Origin of the sequence: Microcystis viridis FACHB-1342 (assembly GCF_014698335.1) — a bacterium.
Taxonomy (GTDB): domain Bacteria; phylum Cyanobacteriota; class Cyanobacteriia; order Cyanobacteriales; family Microcystaceae; genus Microcystis; species Microcystis ichthyoblabe_A.
This window is the reverse complement of record NZ_JACJSV010000053.1, coordinates 1-22,481: the sequence shown is the minus strand read 5'-3', so window position 1 is coordinate 22,481 and position 22,481 is coordinate 1. Positions and strand designations below refer to the sequence as shown.

The 22,481-nt window shown below is 42.7% G+C and carries 20 protein-coding genes; 13 read left to right on the top strand and 7 right to left on the bottom strand.

Annotated elements, in window-relative coordinates:
- Positions 1–44 precede the first annotated feature (44 nt).
- From hpsO to glmM, 4 genes are all read right to left on the bottom strand, one after another.
- Positions 45–1,214 carry a hormogonium polysaccharide biosynthesis glycosyltransferase HpsO gene (gene hpsO / locus H6G40_RS16470; RefSeq protein ID WP_002738912.1) on the bottom strand — a complete coding sequence of 390 codons (1,170 nt, stop codon included), beginning with the start codon at positions 1,212–1,214 and terminating at the stop codon, positions 45–47.
- Entirely contained in the window at positions 1,211–2,206 is a 996-nt protein-coding gene (hpsN, locus tag H6G40_RS16465; RefSeq protein WP_016515869.1) for a hormogonium polysaccharide biosynthesis glycosyltransferase HpsN, read from the bottom strand. The genes hpsO and hpsN overlap by 4 nt, the downstream gene beginning before the upstream one ends.
- A gap of 477 nt (positions 2,207–2,683) precedes the next feature.
- On the bottom strand, positions 2,684–4,411 hold the full coding sequence (gene hpsL / locus H6G40_RS16460) for a hormogonium polysaccharide biosynthesis protein HpsL (protein WP_069474497.1): 1,728 nt from the start codon (positions 4,409–4,411) through the stop codon (positions 2,684–2,686).
- 57 nt (positions 4,412–4,468) lie between these two features.
- Positions 4,469–5,908: a phosphoglucosamine mutase gene (gene glmM / locus H6G40_RS16455; RefSeq protein WP_069474496.1), complete on the bottom strand. Its 1,440-nt coding sequence runs from the start codon at positions 5,906–5,908 to the stop codon at positions 4,469–4,471.
- A gap of 383 nt (positions 5,909–6,291) precedes the next feature.
- Here glmM and H6G40_RS16450 point away from each other — a divergent pair, with 383 nt between their 5' ends.
- The 8 genes from H6G40_RS16450 to lepB all read left to right on the top strand — a co-directional run bounded on the left by H6G40_RS16450 (position 6,292) and on the right by lepB (position 13,369).
- A complete protein-coding gene (locus H6G40_RS16450; protein ID WP_002778695.1) occupies positions 6,292–7,233 on the top strand; it encodes a glycosyltransferase family 2 protein in 942 nt (313 codons plus the stop codon).
- Between the two features lie 207 nt (positions 7,234–7,440).
- Complete coding sequence (locus H6G40_RS16445) at positions 7,441–8,643, top strand: hypothetical protein (RefSeq protein WP_069474495.1); 1,203 nt, start codon at positions 7,441–7,443, stop codon at positions 8,641–8,643.
- Positions 8,644–9,012: 369 nt separating this feature from the next.
- On the top strand, positions 9,013–9,534 hold the full coding sequence (locus tag H6G40_RS16440; RefSeq protein ID WP_002738883.1) for a photosystem I assembly protein Ycf3: 522 nt from the start codon (positions 9,013–9,015) through the stop codon (positions 9,532–9,534).
- A 166-nt stretch (positions 9,535–9,700) separates the two neighbouring features.
- Positions 9,701–9,997 carry an Asp-tRNA(Asn)/Glu-tRNA(Gln) amidotransferase subunit GatC gene (gatC, locus tag H6G40_RS16435; RefSeq protein ID WP_002738949.1) on the top strand — a complete coding sequence of 99 codons (297 nt, stop codon included), beginning with the start codon at positions 9,701–9,703 and terminating at the stop codon, positions 9,995–9,997.
- Positions 9,998–10,091: 94 nt separating this feature from the next.
- On the top strand, positions 10,092–10,493 hold the full coding sequence (locus H6G40_RS16430) for a phosphomannose isomerase type II C-terminal cupin domain (protein WP_002738428.1): 402 nt from the start codon (positions 10,092–10,094) through the stop codon (positions 10,491–10,493).
- Positions 10,494–11,187: 694 nt separating this feature from the next.
- The gene (locus tag H6G40_RS16420; RefSeq protein WP_002739421.1) at positions 11,188–11,559 is read left to right on the top strand and encodes a hypothetical protein; all 372 of its coding nucleotides are present in this window, start codon (positions 11,188–11,190) and stop codon (positions 11,557–11,559) included.
- Positions 11,560–11,945: 386 nt separating this feature from the next.
- Positions 11,946–12,779, top strand: a complete 834-nt coding sequence (gene mazG / locus H6G40_RS16415; RefSeq protein ID WP_002738913.1) for a nucleoside triphosphate pyrophosphohydrolase — start codon at positions 11,946–11,948, stop codon at positions 12,777–12,779.
- On the top strand, positions 12,779–13,369 hold the full coding sequence (gene lepB / locus H6G40_RS16410) for a signal peptidase I (protein WP_002738350.1): 591 nt from the start codon (positions 12,779–12,781) through the stop codon (positions 13,367–13,369). Before mazG ends, lepB begins: the two co-directional genes overlap by 1 nt.
- On the opposite strand, the gene H6G40_RS16405 is transcribed toward lepB, so the two are convergent.
- Positions 13,366–13,854 (bottom strand): universal stress protein, encoded by a 489-nt coding sequence (locus tag H6G40_RS16405; RefSeq protein WP_002738803.1) that lies wholly within the window; start codon positions 13,852–13,854, stop codon positions 13,366–13,368. The genes lepB and H6G40_RS16405 overlap by 4 nt on opposite strands.
- Positions 13,855–13,872: 18 nt before the next feature.
- Here H6G40_RS16405 and H6G40_RS16400 point away from each other — a divergent pair, with 18 nt between their 5' ends.
- The gene (locus tag H6G40_RS16400; RefSeq protein ID WP_199309445.1) at positions 13,873–14,280 is read left to right on the top strand and encodes a ribonuclease D; all 408 of its coding nucleotides are present in this window, start codon (positions 13,873–13,875) and stop codon (positions 14,278–14,280) included.
- A gap of 55 nt (positions 14,281–14,335) precedes the next feature.
- Complete coding sequence (pheA, locus tag H6G40_RS16395) at positions 14,336–15,190, top strand: prephenate dehydratase (protein WP_190537985.1); 855 nt, start codon at positions 14,336–14,338, stop codon at positions 15,188–15,190.
- A 41-nt stretch (positions 15,191–15,231) separates the two neighbouring features.
- On the opposite strand, the gene H6G40_RS16390 is transcribed toward pheA, so the two are convergent.
- Positions 15,232–17,160, bottom strand: a complete 1,929-nt coding sequence (locus H6G40_RS16390; RefSeq protein WP_190537983.1) for a sensor histidine kinase — start codon at positions 17,158–17,160, stop codon at positions 15,232–15,234.
- Positions 17,161–17,251: 91 nt separating this feature from the next.
- Between H6G40_RS16390 and H6G40_RS16385 the strand changes: the two genes are divergently transcribed.
- The gene (locus H6G40_RS16385; RefSeq protein WP_002738722.1) at positions 17,252–17,932 is read left to right on the top strand and encodes a RibD family protein; all 681 of its coding nucleotides are present in this window, start codon (positions 17,252–17,254) and stop codon (positions 17,930–17,932) included.
- Positions 17,933–18,187: 255 nt separating this feature from the next.
- The gene (locus H6G40_RS16380; RefSeq protein ID WP_069474503.1) at positions 18,188–19,378 is read left to right on the top strand and encodes a GNAT family N-acetyltransferase; all 1,191 of its coding nucleotides are present in this window, start codon (positions 18,188–18,190) and stop codon (positions 19,376–19,378) included.
- A gap of 30 nt (positions 19,379–19,408) precedes the next feature.
- On the opposite strand, the gene H6G40_RS16375 is transcribed toward H6G40_RS16380, so the two are convergent.
- Positions 19,409–19,993: a MiaE family protein gene (locus H6G40_RS16375; RefSeq protein WP_190537981.1), complete on the bottom strand. Its 585-nt coding sequence runs from the start codon at positions 19,991–19,993 to the stop codon at positions 19,409–19,411.
- Positions 19,994–20,125: 132 nt separating this feature from the next.
- Here H6G40_RS16375 and glyS point away from each other — a divergent pair, with 132 nt between their 5' ends.
- A complete protein-coding gene (gene glyS / locus H6G40_RS16370) occupies positions 20,126–22,258 on the top strand; it encodes a glycine--tRNA ligase subunit beta (RefSeq protein ID WP_069474491.1) in 2,133 nt (710 codons plus the stop codon).
- The last annotated feature ends 223 nt before the right edge of the window (positions 22,259–22,481 follow it).

Here is a 22,481-nt window from a genome sequence, read left to right as displayed (position 1 = left end):
TTTCCCCATCACCCCACACCCCACACCCCACACCCCACACCCGATCACCGAGGGAGTAATTGTTGATAGAAATCCAATTGTTTTTGAGCGAGGGCTTTATTAGTATAATTGGTCATTATTCTCTGATAACCTCTCTGGCCTAATTCTTGAGCGAAGCTGGGATTATCTAAGAGAATTTGTATAGATTTAGCCAGTGCTTCCCCATCTTTTTCGGGAAAAATTAACCCCGTATCAGCAATAACAAAGGGAATTTCTCCTGAATCGGAACCAATAACAGGAACCTGACAGGCCATAGCTTCAATTAAAACATGACCGAATTGTTCTTTCCAACCGACGGCCGTTAAAGTTTTGACCCGATAGGTGATTTCTGAAGGCAAAACTAAAGTGTTCATCAGGTTAATATAATTAACTACTTGATCGTGGGGAACACTTTCCACTATCATCAAGCGATCGCTTATTCCTGCGGCTGTAGCTTCGCTGACTATTTTATCTTTCAGGATGCCCCGACCTAACAGTAATAACTTCCACTTACCTGTTAATTTATTTACAGCTTTAATCAAGGTTAGAATGCCTTTTTCTTCCACAAAACGACCGATAAAACCAATCACAAATTCATCGCTTTCAATGCCTAAAGATCGGGCTAAATCGGGTTGCTTGCCCGGAGAAAAAAGAACTTCATCCACGCCTAATTGCGGTAAAACGGTGTATTTACCCCTGTAACCCCGTTCTTTTAAAACATCTACTCCGTCCTGATTACCGGCAATTAAACCATCGGTATTTTTCAGGTTATAAGCTTCTAACCAAGAGATGGGAAATTTAGGAGTATAGGGAAGATTCCACCAGGTAAAAAATACATTTTTAGCCCGGAGATTTAAGAGACGATTCAGAGTAATAAATTGTGCATAACCGAGAGATTTAGAACCCTGTTCCACTTGAATAATATCTGGTCTAAATTTTTGCAATAAAGAAATTATATCAATACCAAAAGTTAATAAAGCTTGGTTATTCTGGCTAAAATTAGATATAGGAATAACTCGGAAATTATTGGCTATTTTCGGTTGACTTTCAATGATTTTATTTTGGACTCCTCCCGGTTGCCAACGTTGGGGAACAACAATAGTAACTTCAATATTAGGATTTAATCTTGTCAGGGAGCGCAGTTTCTCACAGTTGAGATCAACTATATATGTATGACTAGCGACTAAAATTCTCATAGATTATCTAGTTTTGTATAAATTTGGCCATCATTCCAGAGGGACTTAACTTGAGTTTTCAGAGCATCCAGAAAACCTAAACCATAAAAAATTCCCCTAGAAAGGATTTTAATCGGGGAACCACCTTTATTACAGGGAGGATTGCCAAGAACGTGACAGTCAAATAATTTAGCATAGAGTCGCAATTGTTGCGCGGGAGTGAGATTTTTCAGAGCCATCAGAAAGTGATTATGATAAAAAGTCGTCTGATAACTCAGAGAACGAGTGCTAATATCATGACAGCCGCCGGTTTCTTCCCCTAAATGAACCAGATAAGCGGTGGGATCGTACCAGACATGATAGGGAGTCTGGCGTAACCTTAAGCAAAAATCCGATTCCTCGCGCACGGCACTGCCACGAAAGCGTTCATCGAACCAAATGCCATATTTCGTAAATATATCCTTCCGGAAAGACATATTACAGCCCCGGGCCGAGATTACCTGCTGGGGTTTAGTGGTGTGGACAAGATCGATGTAATACCAAGCAATGCCCGGATCCATGGCTTGGGGGGGTAAAAAGTCGATTTCGTAGGGTTTGCTGGTATCTGTCACCATTTTTTGGGAGTCACCCAATTTCATGCGATCGAATACCCGACCGGCCACTACACCTATCTCAGGGTTCTTGACAAAATTCTCACCATGTGCTTTGAGATAATTATCCGGTAGCCGCACATCATCATCGATAAAAAGAACGATATCGCCCTGGGTGCGACGGACTCCATAATTTCTGGCACCGGGTAAACTCGCCCAATCCAGCCGATACCAGCTAATTTTGTGCTGATTAGCCAGATTTTCTAGATAGGATTGTATTTCGGGGCTGTGGGTAGCGGTTTGGTCGATAACCAATACCTCAAAATCGGGATAATCTTGTTTGAGCAGGTCATCGAGAGTATCTTTAAGAGGCTCTTCGCGTCGATAGGTGGGTATGATGACAGAAATCGAGGGAAAATTCATAGCAGTAATCAGTAATCAGTAAACAGTAATCAGTAAACAGTAATCAGTAAACAGTAATCAGTAAACAGTAATCAGTAAACAGTAAAAAGACGGTAGGAAACTTCTATTTAATACCGCACACTTAAAAACTCACATCTGATATAGCGTTTCTTACACCTGTGTGGTACAGTTAAACATTTGCTGATTAAGCTTTTCACCATCGACAATGTACCTCTTGCGAACAGGAAACGCTATAAATGAAAACTTACATCTGATAACTGATCACTGATAACTGATCACTGAAAGGGCTGATAGCTTATAGTAATTTGGCTCTACCGAACCTGTCATGTAAAACTATCAATAACTCATGCTTGTAAAGTTTGTACACTAAGGCTTTGAGTTTTTGTTAGATTGATATTTATCAACTTTAGAGCCTTGCTGTGCAGAGAGGGAGCTTGAGGAATTTTCTACAGTGTAAGTTCGGAAGAACCAGTAATTTTAAGCTAAAGAAACACCTTTGCGTTTAAATTTTAAGCCCTTTTTGGAGGATTTTGTTTCAGTTTCCCCCGCCAAAATTTTGGCTTCTTTTTCCTGTTTTTCGATCACGGGTAATTTAAAAATTACGCCCGCAAATATCCAGTAATAAACGCCCACAGGATCCGTATCGAGGGCATACCAATAGGGAAGATAGGCAACAAAGGGCAGCAAAACCCAATAACTACCGGCAAAACCCCGCAGAGTGGAATCTTTGAGAGAAAGATAGGTGCGGAAGGCCAGATAAACTAGATGGGTTATGAATATCATGTACAAGGCAAAACCAATGTATCCCAACTCGAATAAAACTTTACTGTGAAAGGTTTCCACGAAAGAAATATCACCGAAAAACCTAGCAGAAGATGTGGCCACACCGAGTCCACGACCTAAAATACCGCCCTGATTACGGATAGCAAAATCCAACTGTTCTTGAATAAAAGCGGTGGGGGGACTGTTTTGCCAACGGGCAATGGCGCTATCGTAGCGTTGTTGGACAAAATCGGGGTTAAGGAAAGAAAAACCGACAGCTAGGAGTAAAGCGACGGAAAAAATGATCGGCAAAAATCGTTTTAAGTTAGCGATTTGTCCCGTAAGAATCGTCATCAGACCAACAATCATCGGTACAGCAAAGAAAGCTAATCTTTGCCCGGAGACCACTGCATTAATAAGAACTAGGGTTAAACCCACTAGGGCTGCTAGTCGCCATTTTTGAGAAATTTCACTAAAGGCACTGGCATAACAAATCACGGCACTAGAGACCAAAAACCAAGCCCAGTGCCAGGGAGAAACAAAAGTACCGGGTAGGCGGATCATATTTACTTCTGGACTATAGACTAATCCTCCACCGACCAAACACCTTGCCTCTAAGGTGGCTTTGAATAGTGAGTCACCCAGGTAGCCTCTAGTTCCTGCACAACGACCGGTTTTCAGCATCCAGTATTGCATTAGCCCTAGGACACAACAAATAATCGCTAAAGTCACTAAAAGACGACTAAAAAATAAGAGGGTCGGTTTGTCTTTGATTAAGTAATAAGTGCAGAAGATCAAGGGGACATAACCTAGCAAAACTTTAAACCCTAATACTCCTTGCAGAAAAGTCTCACTTTCCCGACAGGGAAGTCCGACCAAACGGCCATCCCTAAAGATACTCATCCCAGCCACGGAATCGCAAGTAGGCAGAAATTGTCTCTGTAAATTGACGGCTAATAGACAGACTACACAGAAAACAAAGATTAATAATAGGGTTGTACCCAATTGTTTCGGGACAATAATCGGTAATCGCTTTTTTCGACATTCTAAAACTAAGGCGATTAAAGCGGGTAGATAAAAGATATCTTTACTTAGCTGGAGGATTGGACTACCCCCCAACCAATAGACGATAGTGCCAGTGAAGGGGACATAGATAATAAATGTCCAAAGAGCCGTACGAGGATAGCTAAAGGAGAAAACTCCTAAAATTAAGGCTAAACTTACTACAGCTCCTATCTTGGGATCAAACAATAAGCTGAGGGGTAATCCGATCAAAATTGCTACACAAATGGCAAAAACAATCAACCCTGTTAACTTTTGTTTCCTTTGCCTTTCTTCTTTTTTGAGGGCAAGTTTCTCCTTGATGTTAGGCGGGCGACTATCGGCTTTTGTTTCCCCTTGTTTATGCTTTTTTTTCTGGCGATCGATACTTAGTCCAGTCATAATTATCCCTTGCTAGGCTAGGCTAAGGGCATTATAATCCCTGTTCCCCTCGATCGACTACAAAAGATAGCTTCGCACCGCTTCCACTAGCCTTTCTGTCCAAAAACTGGCTAATTCGAGGGTTTCTGCTTCCACCATTACCCGAATTAACGGTTCTGTCCCGGAAGCTCGCACCAAAATTCGGCCTTTTTCTGCCATGGCTGTCTCAGCTTGGCGGATTTCTCGCCGCAAAGGTTCACATTGCTGCCAATTACGTCGCACTTCTCTATCTTCCACCCGCACATTGCGTAAAATCTGCGGATAGGTGACAAAGCTATGATCGACTAAATTAGCCAAGGAAACCCTCGATTTCTGCACTAAAACCGCTAAATGTAGGGCGGTTTGCATTCCATCCCCAGAAACTCCGTAATGATGGCAGAGAATATGGCCGGATTGTTCACCCCCTAGCATGGCCCCAGTTTCCCACATTTGCGCCTGAACGTGCTGATCGCCCACGGCAGTCCGCAAGAATTGACCCCCCAGTTTTTGCCAAGCGCGTTCAAAACCTAAATTAGCCATCACCGTGGCTACTAATAACCCATCGGGTAGCTGTCCGGCTTCTAAGAGGGAACGACCCCAAAAATAGAGGATATAATCGCCATCTACTACTCTACCCTGACTATCCACGGCCATTACCCGATCAGCATCGCCATCGAAGGCAAACCCTAAATCCGCTTGCTGATTAATCACCGCAGCCTGTAAGCTTTCTAAATGGGTAGAACCACAATTAACGTTAATGCGATCGCCATCGGCGCGATCATGTAAACAGATAACTTCCGCCCCCAAGGCTTGGAATACTAAAGGTGCTAGGTTAACGGCTGCCCCCCAAGCTAGATCTAAAACTATTTTTAATCCCGATAGGTTAATATCCGTCCCGACGGAATCAATCACAGCTTGATAATATTTTTGGATTAATTCGGGACAAAAAGTCGCTTTTCCCCAATTTTCTGGTTTATCTGCTAATTCTAAATTGCCCCTTAAACCCGCTTCTATCTGTGCCGCTAAACTGCCAGACAATTTTAAACCGCTGCTGTCAAAAAATTTAATGCCGTTATCTTCAGGAGGATTATGACTGGCAGAAATCATGATCCCCCCCATCGCTTCGCTTTCTCTGGTTAAATAGGCTACGCAGGGGGTAGGACATAATCCCAGTTGCCAGACTTCTATTCCCGCCCAAGTTAAACCCGCAGTGATAGCATTGGCTAACATATCACTGGAATTACGCGAATCTTGACCAATAATTACCGGTTTGGTGACACCAGCTTGATTTTTTAAGACCTGTCCCGCCCAAAATCCGATTTGTAGCGCTAGGGGGGCAGTTAATAATTCTCCCACTTGACCGCGAATTCCGTCCGTGCCGAACAGGGGTGATGACGGTAATTCGATCAAACCCCCTAAGGATAACAGGGGATGCGATCGAGCTTTTTGCCCATTTTGATACGATAGAGACGCTACCATGGCCGATTCCTTTCCTCACACAACACACTCAGAGAATAACATGATCGCCGATTTTTTAAAATCAATGTTCCCAGTTGACCCTAATCCTCCTCCCGGAGTTCCTTACATAGAGTGTGGGGTGTAGGGTGTAGGGTGTAGGGTGTGGGGTGTGGGGTGTGGGGTGTAGGGTGTGGGGTGTAGGGTGTAGGGTGTGGGGTGTGGGGTGTAGGGTGTAGGGAAATGGGGAGAATAAATAAAAATAATCTCCTGAATCCTGTCTCCTGTCTCCTGAATCCTGTCTCCTGAATCCTGTCTCCTGAATTAAAGATTGTTGATTTTTGCGGGAGGTCTAATCAAGAAACCGAGGTTATTTGGTAAGCTAAAACGATAATCTTGACCCCCGAATGCCCGTGCTGATCAGTGTTGTCATCCCTACCTACAATCGCCAAGCAATCTTAAAAAAATGTTTACTCGCCCTAGAAAATCAGCGTTTAACCGATAATAAGGTGGAAAACTACGAAATAGTCCTTGTCGATGATGGCTCTACCGATGGGACGATCGCTTGGCTAGAAACTCAAAAGGCTAATTTACCCCACCTGCAACTGTGGCAACAGGATCACGGCGGACCGGCGATCGCCAGGAATCTGGGGGTAGAAAAAGCTCGTGGTGATACGATTATTTTTATCGATAGCGATCTGGTGGTGACAGAAAATTTTTTGCAAGCCCACGCCGACGCTTTAACCGCCGGGGCAGCAAGTCTCGGTAGCGATCGCTTATTTACCTACGGCAGCGTCATTAATACCTGTAACTTCGAGCATCCCAGCAGTGAACCCTATAAAATCACCGATTTCTCCGCCGCCTATTTTGCCACGGGCAACGTGGCGATCGCCAAAAAATGGTTATTAGCAGCGGGGTTATTCGATACCCAGTTTCAACTCTACGGTTGGGAAGACTTGGAATTAGGGGTGAGATTGAAGCAATTAGGACTAAAATTAATTAAATGTCCTGAAGCCGTCGGTTATCATTGGCATCCCCCCTTTAATCTCGCTCAAATTCCCAATCTCATCGATAAGGAAATTCAACGGGGACGAATGGGAGTGCTTTTTTATAAAAAACATCCCACCTGGGAAGTGCGGATGATGATTCAAATGACTTGGATTCACCGACTTTTGTGGGGTTTACTTTCCCTAGGCGGAACCCTGAATGAACGCAGCCTCTCCCCGCTGTTACAATGGTTAATCGATCGAGGTAAACCGCAATTAGCCCTAGAAATTGCCCGCATTTTTCTCAATTGGTACAACGTGCGCGGCGTTTATCAAGCTTATCGGGAAATGCAGCCTCAGTGAAATGTCTTGCCAAACACCGATGCGGTGTGACAGGATTTAGCATCGACAACCGACTCCCTAAAACCAGAGACTTTGTACCTCACCATATTTGCCGAGAAAAAACTTAATATTTTCTTTCTTTTTTTGATAATTGCTGCCACAATCAAAAGCAATCGGCATAGAGAGCGGCGGATTACAAGTAAATTTTCCTAGAGGAGGAATCCCATAATGAGTATCGTCGATATTTTAATCGGTTTTGTCGGTGGAGGTGCGATCGGGGGTGGGGCTTTATATGCCCTGCAAGAGGGAAAAATCAGGGAGGCACGGCAAAAACAGGGTAAAATTCGGGCGGATTTAGGTAAAACCGAAGCGGAGTTAGAAGATACCAAAGGAGAGTTAAAACGACTCGAACTCTCCCAAGAACGGATGGGCAATATCGAAGCCGCCTATAGAGAAGAAGTGGCTAAATTACAAAAAGAGTTAGAAGACAGCCAAGGACGTTTACAAGAGGCAGCCGGCGCAAATCCAGTTCAAGCCACGGAAGTTGCCTATAAAACCCAAATTCAGGAACTTGAACAGGAATACGAGACTAAAATCGAGGAATTGCGCCAAAGCTATCAAAGTCAAATTCGCGAGATTATCGACGGCAAGCAAGCAGAAATGGAGGCCCTGCGTCAAAGTCAACAGGCGCAGATTCTAGAATTAGAAAAGGGCTATCAGTGGCAAATTCAACAACTAGAACAGAGTTATCAAAGCCAACTGTTAGAACTACAAAACGACACCCAAACAATCCAACCTGGGGAAGAAATCAATCCTTTTGATGGTTTTATCACCGAAGAAACCCTAGGATTGGAGCCAGAATTTGCTCCCGAAACGCTGCTAGAAGCCACAGTTTCTGAACCAGAATTCGTCAGTGAAATCAATACTTTTGATGGTTTTATCACTGAAGAAAATCTAGATTTGGCAGCGGAATTCACTCCTGAGATGGAGATGTTTGACGAAGAGGAAGAAACTAGAATGATCGGTAGCCTAGAAGAATTATCGGGTAATTACGATCAGAGCTACAGTCAAGAAACCGTTGGCAGTGACACGGGTTTCCCTGATTTATTAGCCACCGACTCAGAAAAATTCGCCGCTGCCCCAAATTCTCTAGATGACTTATTTGCCGATATTACTGACAGCAATAGCCCAGAATTATTCGATCCTTTTGCTGAAGAAACCCCTAAAGTTGAATCTAACCGCCAAAATGTTGCTTCTGTTCCGAGTTACCAAGAGGAACTAGATTTCTTCAGTATGTGGGATGATGAAGGAGTGGGCGATCTAGAATCCCTGCCTTCTGAGGAAGAATTTCCCCTTGATGATCTATTTAGCGATGATTTATTCTCCGATGGAGATAATACCAAAACCACGATGCCAGAATCTCATCAGTAGGTGGATTGCCCGCTATGAAACTAATCTACTCACTTAAAGCAACCAACAGGGAGAAATCTAGATATTAGGTAAAGTTACGTCAATGGTCGTTGGAGCAATAAGGGTGGCAGCGAAATTCAAGGAACTGTAGCCCGTCCCTAGCAGATTTGACATTTTCTCAATCGGGACACAAGGGATAAAAACTTAGTAAGGGCCATAATTACCCCTTGCCAAGGGGAATTTTTTGACTGGAAAACCAATGTTCGCCGTTGGGGCAGCCAAGATCCCTTCAATGGAACCTGTGGCCAGAAAAATTGGAAAAACAGCCCTGGGGTTTCTCGCGAGTGCTATAAAGGAAATAGTCATTTTGATCGCCTACTCGTCCTAACTATGCCACGCACTCAACGTAACGATAATTTTATTGATAAATCTTTTACCGTCATGGCGGATATCATTTTAAAGATACTCCCCGCCGATAAAAAAGCCAAGGAAGCCTTTGTTTATTATCGCGATGGGATGTCTGCTCAAGCTGACGGTGAATACGCCGAAGCCCTCGATAATTACTATGAAGCTTTAACATTAGAAGAGGATCCTAATGATCGCAGTTATATCCTCTACAATATCGGCATTATCCACGCTAGTAACGGCGAGCATCAAAAGGCCTTAGAATACTACGAAGAAGCTATCCAACTTAATCCCAGAATGCCCTCCGCCTTGAATAATATCGCTGTTATTTACCATTTTCAAGGGGAAAAAGCCAGAGAAGACGGACAACAGGCCGAAGCAGAAGCACTCTACGACAAAGCGGCAGAATACTGGAAACAAGCCATCCGATTAGCCCCCAATAACTACATTGAAGCCCAAAACTGGCTGAAAATTACCGGGCGCTCGGAAATTGATGTTTTCTTTTAAATTGAGGAGTCGCTCGTCGGTCGTTAGGAGACGGGAGACGGGAGACGGGAGATTATTTTTATTTATTCTCCCCACACCCCACACCCCACACCCTACACCCCACACCCCACACCCCACACCCCACACCCCACACCCTACACCCTACACCCTACACCCCATTTCTCCCATGATCGATCGAGCTACAGTTGAAAAAATCGCCCATTTAGCCCGTTTAGAGATTACCAACGCTGAAGAAGAACAATTTGCGGGGCAATTAAGCGGGATACTGGATTATTTCGAGCAGTTAAGCGAATTAGACACTGAAAATGTGCCACCCACCACGCGAGCGATCGAAATTCAAAATATTACTCGCGCTGATAGTAATAGACTTTATCGCGATCACGAGGTCTTAGTGCAGGAATCGCCGGTCCCGGAAGGAGATTATTTCCGGGTTCCCCGTATTCTCAACAGCGACGAAGAGTGAATCAGTGAGCAGTTGATCACTGATTTAGATGCCATCTAGGATTTTTGCTGCTATCTTGGACTAAGATCAGACCTAGCAATGGAGACATAATATAATGATCGCAGCCCAAGATGTGGCACCATTTCAGCTTATTTCGAGCGTAGAATCGGCGGCAACAGAATTTAGGCCCTGGGGTTCCTTCACCACCCTAGAAGAGGGTCCCGGTTATAAAATCAAGCGGATTGAAGTGAATCCGGGTCATCGTCTCAGTTTACAGATGCACTACCATCGCAGTGAACATTGGATTGTCGTTTCGGGGACGGCAAAAGTCACCTGTGGAGATAACGAGGAAATTCTCGGTGCTAATCAGTCCACCTATGTGCCGCAGTGTACCGCTCACCGTCTGGAAAACCCCGGGGTAATCAAATTGGTATTAATTGAAGTGCAGAATGGGGAATATTTAGGAGAGGATGATATAGTGCGTTTTCAGGATGATTATGCTCGTCACCAGAGCTAAGACTGCTTTTAGGGGGACAGAAAGGCAAGAAACTATATTTTCGCTCCAAAAACCTTTTTAGTTTAGTCTGTCTGACTGTCTTCCCTGCTGTCAAGGCTTGTCAATTTCTAGAAAAATTTTCTTTTCGGGCCAGGTAGCGGTTTTCCTCATGGGCAGAAAAATAAACTTCCCCTAGACCCTGTGTGGGAAGCTTGAGGAAAGCTGGGCTAGGGGAAATAATTTATTCCTTTGCTGGATTAACTTTAGCATATAACTCTCATTTGTCAGGACTATAACAGCCGGATGTCAATTCTGTGACAAGTGCGAGTTTTCAGTTTACTGATTGCTGGTGACTGATTACTGGTTACTGTCGTCCACCTATTTTCTGAGAATTCTAGAGGTACTTGTAAAGATTTGTTACAAAGAGACGAGGAAAAATCTGAGGACAGGGAGACAAGAAAGGATTATCGACGGGGATCAAGGATTTCAGTAGGAAACTGGATTGGGGATCAAGGGAAACCGATTGTAAAGTTTTCGATACCTCTTGGCGATTTTTGTAATAGTTCGATACATATAACATAGATGATCGGCGATGATTGTAAATTTATATTGCGAATAGCTCATTTTCTTCGGTGTTTTTCCTATACTGGTTTTCATCAACTTTGAGCCGACGTGCAGAAAAGTTAGACCACCAAGTTTGTAAGAGGTCAGGAAGATGCAATTAACCGCAAGAAATAACTGGGGCCACGTTTCTTTAGCAATGCTAAAAAGCTTTCTTCTCTGGAGTTTCGTCCTCACTGTCTGTTTATTAGTAGTGGGATTTCCTTTAGTAGTATTAATGATGACAGTGGGGGCATTGTCTGCGATTATCTTACAGTCAGTTTTACCGGTTAGTTCCGTGCTTTTAGTGGCAGGAATGATTATTGGTATTAACATTTTGGCTATCCTAATTAGTGCCGCTTTGTTGGCAGCAAAAGGTGTTCATCCCCATGAAGTTAGCTGGCTGCACTGGTTACACGGTGAGGTAAAAACCTCTCATCAAGCTGTTTATGCTTCTTGTCCCCTAACTTGCGGGATGATTCATTAAATCTGATTCTCTTACAGCGGAATTGCTTACCTTTTTTCTATTTAGATTTATTTAAGTTTTCAACTGCCTTATCGGTTGATTATACACACTCCAAGCTAGTGCAACCCGGTGAAACCGGGTTTTTTCATTGTTATTGAGCTAAAGCAGTTATCTGAATGGTGAGGTACGAAGTTTTCGTTTTGGGGGGTAGGTCTTCAATCAAATTAGGTTAAACTTCATCTATTATCAGAAAAGCTGTGACTGAATATTAGGAAGATAGGGAGATGAGAGCTTTTTTGCTGTGATCGGTAAACAGTGATTAGTGAACTGAAAACTCACATCTGATAACTGATAACTGATCACTGATAACTAACTGGTATAATGGGCGAGAAAACCGGAAAAAATCGATGTCTAGCCTTCCAGAAACCGACAATCCCAGTTACAAGGCCATCTTAGCGGCATTAAACCATTTAATCAGCGTTGTTGCCCGTTTACGAGACCCAGAAAGCGGCTGTCCTTGGGATTTAGCGCAAACCCCGGAAACCCTAATTCCCTACGTTATCGAGGAAGCTTATGAGGTGGTAGCAGCGATTAAAAGTGGTGATAAAACTGCCATTGCCGAGGAATTAGGCGATTTACTGCTACAGGTGGTTTTACAAGCTCAAATTGCCAGTGATGAGGGTAATTTTAGCCTAGAAGAAGTGGCTAGGGGCATCACTGATAAATTAATTCGTCGTCATCCCCACGTTTTTGGGGAGCTATCCCTAGAAAATCCCGAACAGGTGCGTCAAAATTGGGAGAAAATCAAAGCTGAGGAAAAAAATGACCCGACTATTAGCGGCAAATTAACCCGTTATGCCCAAACTTTACCACCCTTGATCGGGGCGATGAAAATTTCTCGGCAAGCAGCGCGAGTCGGTTTTGATTGGGAAAATATCGCGGGAGTCTGGGAAAAATTTGGCGAAGAGTTAGCAGAATGGCAAGAGTCCCTAGAATCGGACGATAAAGAGCATCAACAGGCAGAATTAGGCGATTTACTCTTTACTATTGTCAATCTTGCTCGCTGGTATGATTTAGACCCCAGTATCGCTTTACAAGAGACTAATCTGCGTTTTATTCAACGTTTTTCCCTAGTGGAATCCGTGGCAGAAAAGCCTCTCCATGACTATACACTAGAGGAATTAACAGTTTTCTGGCAGCAAGCGAAAGCTAAGTTAAACCAACCATCATCTGGGCAATAATGCAAGAGCAAGAAATTAATAAGGACAAATCCAAGAGTTTTTGGGCTTCTATTCGAGAAAATCTGCAAATTATCACTATAGCTTTAGTTTTAGCCCTATTGATTCGCACTTTTGTGGCTGAACCTCGTTTTATCCCCTCTGATTCTATGTTACCCACTTTAGAACAGGGCGATCGCTTAGTGGTGGAAAAACTTTCCTACGATTTCCATCCTCCTCGACGGGGGGATATCGTCGTCTTTGAACCGCCGGCACAATTACAATTACAGGGATATCAAAAGAACCAAGCTTTTATTAAAAGAGTGATTGCCACCCCAGGGGATGTGATTGCTGTCAAGGAGGGCAAAATTTATCTGAATAATCAACCCTTGGCAGAAGATTATATTCTCGAATCCCCTCAATATAATTTAATGCCTTTGCTCGTGCCAGAAAATAACTTATTTGTCATGGGAGATAATCGCAATAATAGCAATGACTCCCATATCTGGGGGTTTTTACCGGAAAATAACGTGATTGGTAGGGCGGTTTTTCGCTTTTTTCCTTTTAATCGTTTGGGGATTTTAGGGGGGGGAATAGCTAACAGGAATTTTTAGTCCTGAGGATGTTGAACAATTAAGACGGAACAGGGGGCATGATGGAGAACATAATTACTCACACTACCTAAGAATAACTCTCCTAGACCCGATCGCCCACGCCGACCGATAACAATTAAATCAATATTTTCCTCTCGCGCCACTTTACAGATAGTTTTGGCGGCATGACCATAAATTTGCCGGTATTCTCCCTTTACACCCATTTCTCCCGCTTGATTAGCTCTTTTTTGCAACATTGCCAACCCTTTCTGCTCAAATTCTTCCCATTGTTGCCGCCAAAAATCAAGAGTCAGATCATTACCCTGGGCGGGGTAAATATCGGCTAAGTTGGGCGGAATCGGTAAAGGGCTATAATCTTCTTCAGGAGAAAGGACGTGCAGTAGTAGGAGGTTAGCTTCGTACTTACTGGCTAAGGATACAGCCTCCTTAAAGACACTCTCCCCCATCTCCGACAAATCTACTGCTATCAAGATTTTTTGATACATTTTTCAGCCTCTGCAACCATGCCTTATTTAACGGAATCCGACGCTATTAGGAATGCGATCGATCACTTTTGCCATTTTCCCATTCTTTGGTTAGATACGGAAGTAGCCGATTACGATAGCAAGACTCCCCGTTTGTCTCTGATTCAAATTCTGGCTGATTCCACGGATTTAACGGGGGAGCGGGTGACAATTTTGGATGTTCTCGAACGACTGGATCGTACTGACTATTTTATCACTAAAATCCTGTTGGTTGACCGGATAGAAAAGGTTTTGCACAATGCTACTTATGATTGTAAATTTTTGGGCGGTAAAAGCAAAGTTAAAAAAATTACCTGTACCCTAGAGTTAGCTAAACAGGTTCCCTACTATATTGCTCCTTTACCCAATTATCAACTGAAAACGCTGGCTGAATTAGGTTATACTTGATATTTATGAGAAAGGCTGTAATAGCTAGAAAAAATTGCTTGCGGGGATAATCTAAATGACTGTAAAGATCGCTTATCTGGGGCCAGTGGGAACCTATTCAGAAACAGCCGCTTTAGCCTATGCTAACAGTTTACCACCCCAGCCTCATCAATTAATACCCTATCCTAGCATTGCCCTGGCCCTGCGATCGGTTGTCCAAAATCAGGCCGATTTAGCAGTGGTTCCGGTGGAAAATTCCACCGAAGGAAGTGTGGTAATGACTCTTGATGCTTTATGGCAATTACCCAGGTTACAGATTCAACAAGAATTAGTTTTACCGATTTCCCATGCACTTCTATCTCCTCAACAATCGCTAACAGAAATTAAAACCGTTTATTCCCATCCCCAAGCTTTAGCTCAATGTCAAAAATGGCTAGAAAATAATTTACCTAACGTGCCGATTATTCCCACCAATTCTACCACGGAAGCGATTCAAATTCTCGATCGAGAGGCTAATTCGGCCGCGATTGCTTCTCCCCGGGCTGCCAAACTCTATCATGTACCAATATTAATACAACCAATTAATGATTATCCCGATAATTGTACCCGTTTTTGGGTAATGGCTTTAACTTCCCATCCTCAAGGAGAGCGAATGTCCCTCGCTTTTCAAGTTTTAGATCAACCCGGTGCTTTAGTCAAACCTTTAGAAGTTTTTGCCAAACGTCAGCTTAATTTATCTCGGATTGAATCGCGACCAACTAAACGATCTTTAGGGGAATACATATTTTTTATTGATCTAGAAATTAATCTGGATCAACAGCATTTAATCGCAGAAACTTTAGAAGAATTAACAAATTATACCGATGCGATAGAGGTTTTTGGTGCTTATGAGGTGGTTAATTTACCCGTAGAAAGTTTAGAGGAATTATAAACTAAATTCCTCATAAATTACAGTAGTTAAATAGAGATATTTTAGCTTTTAAGAGAAGGAAGAATCGGCAAAGATGAGTTTTCCTCTGGTGGGGTAAAATCAAGCTTTCTTTCCCCCACCAGAGGAAGAATAATTTCTACAGTTGTTCCTAAACCTTGACCTTGACTAGAGATAGTAATATCTCCCCCCATTATTTTCATAAAATTCTTAGAAATAGCTAATCCTAAACCCGTACCGCTAAATTTTCTAGTTGTGGAACCATCAATCATCACAAAAGGACGGAATAATTTTAATTGCTGCTGGGGGTCGATACCGATTCCTGTATCGATTATAGTGATAATAGCCTGTGGATATTCTAAGTGAGTTATCAGAGAAATAGTTCCCGTCTCGGTAAATTTAATTGAGTTAGAAATAACATTCAAAATTACCTGTTTTAATTTAGTTGGATCAGCATAGACTATCGGATTTTCTGGACAGAAAAGCAAATTTAATTTTAAGTGCTTACCCTGCAGCGATGCTGTTTGTAAATTAATAACTTCATTGATAATTTGGTGTAAATCTACTGGTTCAGGATTAACGGAAAGTTTGCCTGCTTCTATTTTAGCAATACTGAGAATATCATCAATAATTTCCAAAAGATGTACGGCTGCCTTATCCGCTTGTTGCAAATATTCTTTTTCCTCCTCTTCACTGTTACAAAATCCATCCATAACGCAACGAATTGAGCCAATAATACCATTGAGAGGGGTGCGTAATTCGTGGGAAGTATTCGCCAAAAATTGGTTTTTTAATTGATTAGCATTTTCCGCTTCTTGCCAACTCTTAACTATTTCCTCTCCCCAAAGACGTAAACGTTCGAGCATTTCCTCTAGGGACGAGGCTAACTGATTAATTTCTCTAATATTAAAATTTTCTGGTCTAATCTTTTGGGAAGGAATTTTCTGAATATTTAAGGCATAATCTCGCAGTTTTTCTAAAGGTCTAGCTAAATCCCTAGCAATAAGTACAATAGCTACTAAATAAGCTAATAATAAACCAGAAATTAGATAAAAAATTGCCTCCCAAATTTGTTGTAGAGGAGACAGAGCTTGGGAGAGAGAACTAATGGCTAAAACTACCCATTTTTGGGATGATTCTCCCGTAACTGGACTGGGGAGGAAACTGTAACCAGCGACTAATTCTTTGCCATATTTCTCGAAAGAAAATAAATGGAGAAATCTCTGTCGACCTCTAACAGCATTATCGATGATCAGATTGAGACGTTCCGCATCAGCTTCTTGACTGATATGGCTACCAATGCGATGAAAATAGGGATGAGCGAGAATAATGCCATTTTCAGAAATAACCACGGGATAACCTGACAAAGAACCGGGTAAAACCTTCTCACCGTAAAGTAGAGAAGCTTGCAGAATTAGACCAGATTGTAATTGTCCTTGATCATCGTAGATGGGAACGGCAAAGACTAATTCTAATTGACGATTGTTATCGGGAGATTTAATTAGAAATTTTCTAGGTAAACTTTTAACTAAAATATTCTCGATATTCCTGGCAAAGCTATTCCGTTTTTCTGCCCATCTTTCCAGAGGCAAAATTTTGAGGGTTTCTGGTTCACAGGCTCGATTTAATAAAGGTTTCTTGGTCTTAATATCAATTAATTCCACACAGTTAATCTGATTAGGAAGCATCGCTGTTAATTGTTGTAAAAAAGCTTCTTTTTCGGCTAAGGTTCCCTGTTTTAAAACCAGACTTTCCCCCGCAGTGATCAGATTGGCCCGCAAAAGTTGAATTGATTGCTCAATATTATCTGCTTTTCTGATGGCACTTTCGGTGAGATTTTGACGGGCCGTTTCCAAAAAAGCCGATCGCGCCTTACGATAGGTAACATAAACCCCCATTAGTAGTACAGGAACACTAACCAGGAGTAAGCGAGAGAGCAAAATACGACGAAAGGAGGATTGACCGATAGACATGGGCGGAAATTGGTTTGATTCTTGCTATCAAACTCTAGACTATACTAGCCTATTCACCAATCGGACCTGGTGATATCCCTCATCATTTACTATGAATCATCCTCACACCACCGTTATTTTAGCCATGAGTGCCGATGGTAAAATTGCCGACGCCTACCAGTCAGCGGCCAGATTTGCCTCTGCTACCGATAAAATGCGTCTAGAACAACATTTATCCCGCATGGATGCCGCTTTATTCGGTGCTAACACCCTGCGCGCTTATCACACCAGTCTTCCTATCCGTCATGGCGATTTTCTCGCTTATCGTCAACAACGGGGATTATCCCCGCAGCCGATACAGATCGTTTGTTCTCATTCGGGCCTGCTTGATCCCCGGATGAAATTTTTTCAGCAGCCTTTTCCTCGCTGGTTAATCACGGCAGCCGAAAAAGTGGCAGCCTGGGAAAATCGGGGTTTATTTGAGCTTGTCTTAGTCTGCGGTGATTGGAAGGCTATTTTTAGTCAATTTACCGCCCTAGGTATCAAAAAACTGGCGATTCTGGGAGGAGGTGAATTAATTGCCTCTCTTTTAGCTGAAGATTTAATCGATGAAATCTATCTAACCATTTGTCCTTTGATGTTAGGAGGCAATAAAGCGGCAACTCCCCTGGGAGGAACTGGATTTCTGGCAGATTCTGCCAGAAAATTACGACTTTTGAGCGTGGAAACCGTGGAAGCAGAAATTTTCCTACATTATTCCCTTGAACGAGATTGCCACAAATCTCAAAACTAGATTACCTTAAATAGGGTCTGCTGAAAAAGTTTGTTGGTGGGGGCAGGGTGTGGGGTGTAGGGTGTAGGGTGTAGGGTTTTACTGATTTTGAGATACTCAGTTACCTAATTTTCAGGGAAAAAGTCCCGGAATTTTACCCCTGATCACTCCCAGTCCGGTACTTTTTGATTGACAAAAAGTCTAAAAGTCTTACCCAACAAGGGTTTTAGATTTATTCAGCAAACCTTAAATAAAAAGGTTGACTTATCTTGTCCCATGGTAGAACAGCTTAAACCCCAATATTCTGTCGCTTGGATTGATAAAATGAGTGAGATTTCCCAACAAAAATGGGATGCTCTCGCTCAACCCCTAACTACTCCCTTTCTAGAGTGGGAATGGTTACATAATATCGAAACTTCCGGCAGCGCTACGGGACGGACGGGGTGGCAACCTGCTCATCTAACAGTTTGGTGCGGTGCTGAGTTAATTGCCGCCGCTCCTTTGTATATTAAAAGTCATAGTTACGGTGAATTTGTCTTTGACCACCAATGGGCAGATCTTTCCCATCGTTTAGGGATTAGATACTATCCGAAACTGTTAGGAATGACCCCTTTTACTCCGGCGGTAGGTTATCGTTTTTTAATTGCTCCGGGGGAAAATGAACTGGAGATTACTGCTTTAATGATAGCGGCTATTGATCATTTTTGTGATCAAAATAATCTGTCGGGTTGTCATTTTCTTTTTGTGGATCCCCAATGGCGAATTTTAATGGAAAATTTGGGTTTTACCCCCTGGTTACACCATAGTTATATTTGGAATAACAAGGGTTTTCAAAGTTTTGAAGATTATCTGACGGTTTTTAATGCTAATCAACGCCGCAATATTAAACGGGAACGGAAAGCGGTGACTAATGCGGGGTTAATTATTAAAACTCTGGCTGCCGAAGAAATTCCCCATCATTTATTCCCGTTAATTTATCGGTTTTATAGCAGTACCTGTGATAAATTTTACTGGGGAAGTAAATATCTGACACAGAAATTTTTTGAACAATTATATCCGAATTATCGTCAGCGAGTGGTTTTGATTACTGCCTACCAAAATGAAAAGGATACTAAACCGGTGGGTTTATCTTTTTGTATTCGCAAAGATACTAATCTTTATGGTCGTTACTGGGGCAGTTTTCAAGAGTATGACTGTTTACATTTTGAAGCTTGTTACTATCAACCGATCGATTGGGCAATTAGTCAAGGTATTACCATGTTTGACCCGGGTGCGGGAGGACAACATAAAAAAAGACGGGGTTTTCCTGCCACTGCTAATCATAGTTTACACCGTTTTTATCATGGCAAAATGACTCAAATTCTCCGCAATTATATCCAGGAAATCAATCAAATGGAACAGGAAGAAATTGATGCAATCAATCAAGATTTACCCTTTTCTAAGAGAGAAATTGAGTTGAACGAGTAATTTAGATAGGGTTTGTCCCTATTAGTGCAATCAACTATGAATACGAGGTTCCGGGTGCAGAGTAGTGAGAATTTCACTTTCGATCGCCGCTAGGGTTTCTAAACGTTGCTCGATCACTGTCCGTTCAAAATAATCCGCTGCTAATAGCCAATAAATACCATAATGACGCGCTTCGGAAGCCATTAAACCGCGATAAAATTGAGCTAATTGAGGATCGGGACAATATTCTGCCAATAAACCTAATCTTTCGTGGGAACGCGCCTCAATTAAAGCTGATACTAACAGAGAATCCAAAAGGCGATCGGGTTCTTGGTGACGAATCTGGGCCTTCAATTTAGCACCATAGGGGGGAGAATTTAAGGGAGCGAGGGGAATTCCCCATTTATCTAACCATTGATTGACCTGTTCAAAATGTTCTAATTCCTCTTGTGCGATCGCTGTTAATTTCCGCACGAGGGAAGCGTAGGAAGGATAACGAAACATGAGATTTAAGGCCACTCCTGCCGCTTTTCGCTCACAATGGGAATGATCGAGCAGAATAATCCCTAAATTATTAATTGCCTGTTCTATCCAATCCTCAGAGGTGGCACTGACTAATAAATTAATCTTTCCCATCGTCGCTGATTCCAATTTGCTGCATCTTTCACCCTAACCCAAAAAGTCGAACAACACCAGTCAAAAACTAAGGACACGGCTTCTGTGATAGCCTAGATGATTGGTGAAGCATAAACACGGCCAATCAATCAGATGGATTTTTTACTTGAAGTCGGTACAGAAGAACTACCCGCAGATTTTGTCGATAGCGCGATCGCACAATTGCAGGAAAGAGTTAGCAAGAGTTTAGAGACGGAATCTCTGGACGCTACTGCTATTCAAGTTTACGGAACCCCGCGCCGTTTGGCCGTGTTAATCACAGGATTACCGAGGGAGCAAGAAGCTCGCAGCGAGGAGATCAAAGGACCGCCAGTTAGTGCAGCCTACAAAAATGGTCAAATTACCCCCGCTGGTGAGGGTTTTGCTCGAAAACAGGGAGTTAGCACCGACGCTTTCTCCATTCGTGCCACAGACAAAGGAGAATTTGTCTATATTGAAAAAACGATTCCGGGTCGTCAAACAGCCGAGATTTTAACTGAATTAATTCCCCAATGGATTACCCGTTTGGAAGGAAGACGTTTTATGCGTTGGGGAGATGGAGACTTAAGATTTCCCCGGCCAATTCGTTGGTTATTAACTTTAGTGGATGGGGAAGTTTTGCCCCTAGAATTAATTAATGGCTCTACCACTTTAACCAGCGATCGCTTAACTTTTGGTCATCGCATTCTACACCCGCAATCCTTAGCCATTAGTCACCCCCAAGCATATTTAACCAGTTTGCGATCAATTTTTGTGGAAGCGGATCCGCAAGTGCGTCAACAGATAATTACCGATCAGATTACCACCCTGGCCAAAACACTGGAGGGAGTGGCAGAAATTCCCGCCGATTTATTAGCAGAAGTGACTAACTTAGTCGAATATCCCACGGCAATTGTCGGCAAATTTGACGATGAATTTCTGGAATTACCCCCAGAAGTAATTATTACTGTGATGGTGACACATCAGCGTTATTTCCCGGTGAAAACTCCCCAGGGTTTGTCACCCTATTTCATCACTATTTCTAATGGCGATCCCCAGAAATCTGAGATTATCTCCGCAGGAAATGAAAGGGTTATCCGCGCACGGTTAGCCGATGCCAGATTTTTCTATACTGCCGATTGTGATGAACCCTTAGATAGTTTTCTTCCCCAACTGGAAACCGTCACTTTCCAAGAAGAATTGGGAACCATGCGCGATAAAGTCGATCGGATTATGGAAATTGCCCAGATGATCGTCGAACAGTTAAATCTCGATGAACAAAGTCGCAGTGATATAGAGTCCACTGCCATGCTTTGTAAAGCGGATTTAGTTACCCAAATGGTTTATGAATTCCCCGAATTACAGGGAATAATGGCCGAAAAATATGCTTTAATTAGTGGTGAATCGGCTGTAGTTGCCCGGGGCATTTTTGAACATTATCTGCCTCGCAATTCTGGGGATATACTCCCGGAAACAATCACCGGTCAAGTGGTGGGAATTGCCGATCGATTAGATACTTTAGTCGGTATTTTTGGACTGGGAATGCTGCCCACTGGTTCCTCAGATCCCTTCGCTCTCCGTCGGGCTGCCAATGCAATAATTAGTATTATCTGGTCAGCCGATTTTAATATCAATCTTTTGGCATTAATTGAGCAGATAGCTCAGGATTTTGTCACCAGTCATCCCGATAAACCCAACCCAGTCAATCTGATTAAAGATTTCTTTTTACAACGTCTGCAAACTCTCTTAATTGATGATTTGAGGATAGATTATGATCTCGTTAATGCAGTTTTAGGGGAAAACGATCCAGAGTATAAGTCTCGCGCTTTAGAAAATTTATTAGATACCCGTGAACGCGCTCGCTTTTTATCCCAAATTCGTCAGGATGGTCAGTTAGCCAACATCTATGAAACCGTCAATCGCTCGACCCGTTTAGCACAAAAAGGAGATTTAGATACAACTACCCTAGAAACCAAGGGAATCATCGATAGGGAGTTATTTGAACAATCCTCCGAACAAGCATTTTATGACGCTTTAATTGCCCTAATTCCCGAAACTATCAGCGCAAGAGAGCAAAGAGATTATCAGCGTCTCCTCACTGCTTTAACGGCAATTTCTCCCGTGGTGGCTGACTTTTTCGATGGCGAAAATAGTGTGTTAGTCATGGCCGAAAAAGAATCTGTCCGTCGCAATCGTTTAAATCTGTTGGGTTTACTGCGAAATCACGCCCGAGTCCTAGCAGATTTTGGCGCAATTGTCAAGGGATAATTCAGTTATCAGTTATCAGTTATCAGTTATCAGTTATCAGTTATCAGATTTGAGTTTTCAGTGGACAGTGGTAATCAGTGAGCAGTTGTCAATAGACTACCTTTATTGATTCTCCCCATCACCCCACACCCCACACCCCACACCCCACACCCCACACCCTACTTCCCCATCACCCCATTTCCCCATCACCCTACTTCCCCATCACCCCACACCCCACACCCCA